The sequence below is a fragment of the Paraburkholderia tuberum STM678 genome (assembly GCF_902833905.1).
GTDB lineage: Bacteria > Pseudomonadota > Gammaproteobacteria > Burkholderiales > Burkholderiaceae > Paraburkholderia > Paraburkholderia tuberum.
The window spans coordinates 1-2,469 of the sequence record NZ_CADFGP010000151.1; the positions used below are offsets into that span (position 1 = coordinate 1).

3 protein-coding genes and 1 pseudogene are annotated in these 2,469 nt (G+C 60.2%); all 4 read right to left on the reverse strand.

The window, feature by feature from the left end; all coding sequences use genetic code 11:
- Positions 1-167: 167 nt before the first annotated feature.
- Entirely contained in the window at positions 168-974 is an 807-nt protein-coding gene (locus HWY30_RS40610; protein ID WP_090806451.1) for an IS5 family transposase, read from the reverse strand.
- 42 nt (positions 975-1,016) lie between these two features.
- Positions 1,017-1,355, reverse strand: coding sequence for a hypothetical protein (locus HWY30_RS40615; protein ID WP_244145218.1), 339 nt, complete (start codon positions 1,353-1,355; stop codon positions 1,017-1,019).
- Positions 1,356-1,358: 3 nt separating this feature from the next.
- The gene (locus HWY30_RS40620) at positions 1,359-1,610 is read right to left on the reverse strand and encodes a hypothetical protein (protein ID WP_090806453.1); all 252 of its coding nucleotides are present in this window, start codon (positions 1,608-1,610) and stop codon (positions 1,359-1,361) included.
- 677 nt (positions 1,611-2,287) lie between these two features.
- Positions 2,288-2,469, reverse strand: a pseudogene (locus HWY30_RS41265) (hypothetical protein); the annotation flags it as partial.

Genomic DNA, 2,469 nt, shown 5'->3' on the forward strand with positions numbered 1-2,469 from the left:
CAGTCTTGCGTTGGGAGTCGCCCCGGTCGCATCGAACCACGAATGCGCAAACGAAGACCGAAGTCCTACCCATGGCTGAAAGAGCCTCGTCACATCGCACGTGAGCGCGTCCAAAAATATGGGCACGCTCCACGGGCTTAAGTAAGTGCCATTCCCTCTAGAGCGTGTTAGGAACTTTGCATAATCGGTGCAGCATGAACGAGCATAAGCATGGCGAAGACGACGAAGTGCAGGCCTGCCAGCGTTTCAGGCAAGCGCTCGTAATCGCGTGCAAGGCGCCTGAATCGGTTGAGCCAGCCAAAGCTGCGCTCGACCACCCAGCGACGGGGCAGCAGCACGAAGCCCTTCTTCGCCTCAGACATTTTGATGACCTGCAGCTCAATGCCTTCTTCGCGTGCGGCCTGCGCAGCCGTGTCGCCCGTATAGCCCTGGTCAGCGAATGCAACTTTCACCGTCTGACCGGTTACGCGCTGAACCTGACGCACGAGCTCACCCACCTGGGCGCGCTCCTGCTCGTTGGCCGGCGTAATATGCACCGCGAGCAGCAGGCCGAGCGTGTCGACAGCCATGTGAACTTTGCTGCCTCGCTTGCGCTTGTAACCGTCGTAGCCCGCACGCGGGCCGCTTTCACACGTGGACTGCAATGTGCGTCCATCCAGGATGACCGCACTGGGCTGGCCTTGCCGTTCCTGAGCCGCGCGCAACACCGAGCGCAAATCGTTCACCATCGCCTCGAAGCAACCCGCGTTCAGCCAGCGTTGCGTTTGCTGGTAGACCAGTTCCCACGGCGGGAAGTTGGTCGGCAGCATACGCCAGGACGCGCCGGCGCGCGCCATCCAGCGCAGCGCGTTGAACATCTCGCGCAGTTCGTATCGGCGCTGCGGTGCATCTTCGCTCATCAAGCTCAGGTACGGAGCGGCGAAGCTCCATTCCTCGTCCGAAACATCCGTTGGGTATGGCTTGCGTTCTGTCATGCCGCCAGGTTACCAGGTCTGACACAAAGTGCCTAACACGCTCTAGTCGCGCTCGTGAAATTCCCCGGGATTCATCCTGTCGACAGATACCGGCGCATTGGGTCGGGGCACGACGCCCTTCAGAGCTTGCATTGAGCCATCCGGTCCGGACGGCGGATCGACGCGAAGCCAACGCCCCAGCGTATCGCGGACACACTGCTGGCAAAGGTCAAGGCTCACATGCGCGCCGTCGCCGAAAATCGAGCCAAAGCCGCCACGCCAATCGAGCGCCATCTTTTCGTACCACTCCCCCTGATCGTCAACGGGCGTCATGCGCCGGCCGCAGCGGTCGCATGTGCAGGCCGCGACCTCCTGCACCGTCCTGTCCCGGTATTCGCGCATGACCTATCCTTTTCCCCAGTCAGAATTTTCCCAGTCCGGCGGCACCAGACCAAGCTGCTTCGCGGTGTCGACCGGCAGGCGCAACAGCACCGCGCCCGGGCCGCGCTCCATGTTGCCGAGCATCGTGACCTCAGCGGCTACACCGTCGAGCTCGAGATACACGACGTCGTCCGGCTCAAGAATCTCGGTGTAGAGATCCCAGCCGGGCTGATCACCCTCTTTCGCCTGATACCTGATGTGGTTCCTGGTACTCATGAATCCCTGTCCCTTTTGCGAGTGTTTCGCCGATGCCCTGATTGTCGGTGGCCAATCGCGCAGATACTGGATGCGGTCCGCGGCGTCACTGACAGCCGCCTCTCATTTCACTGTTCATCATGCGAACGCGGCTGACCAGAAAGGTTCGCAGGTGCTCCGGCCTTATCCCTTCTTCCCGATGGAGCAGCCGATCTGAATGCGGCCATGACAGACTCGAGTCGATAACCGCAATATGCTCCAGGGAGCGCCATTGTCGCAATCTCCGATGCCCGGCGTATAGGGTGTAGGGCGAGAAGCAGGTTGGCCGAGCGGCCGCGCTGCCTGACGCTTATAAAATTTACAGCGCATTCCAGAACGCCATCATCGCTCATCACTGACCGTGCACCGCACTCCGGGTTCCGGAGAGCTTTTCACTATGGGACAATCGATCCCGTTGCTGCAATGGCGGTACAGGAATGGGAGCGAGAGAACGGTGCGTGAGAACTGTCAGGCATCCTGCGGGCAAAATACCCGCTCATCTTCGACGTCAACCCGACAGTCGCTGATGATCTGGATGCCATCCCAACGGTTTTCTCCCTGTGGGGTTTCGAAGTGCGGCGACGGCTGGTTCGATCTGATCGACATGTTGTATGCGCGAGGCTGCAACCTGCTACAAGGTACGGCGCACCGCTCTGGCATCAGCGCTGGCCATTGAGAAAGTCGAACCAGTCGTGCGCGAAAGCACAGCCGTGGTCAGGAATGCCCGAACCGGCCAGTTTCCTGTCGAAGTGAGGTTGACCCGGTTCGACGGATAGATTTGCAGTTGAGTTTAATGCGGTGTGGCACCTCCCGATAAGATCAAATCGCAGGTTGTCCACGG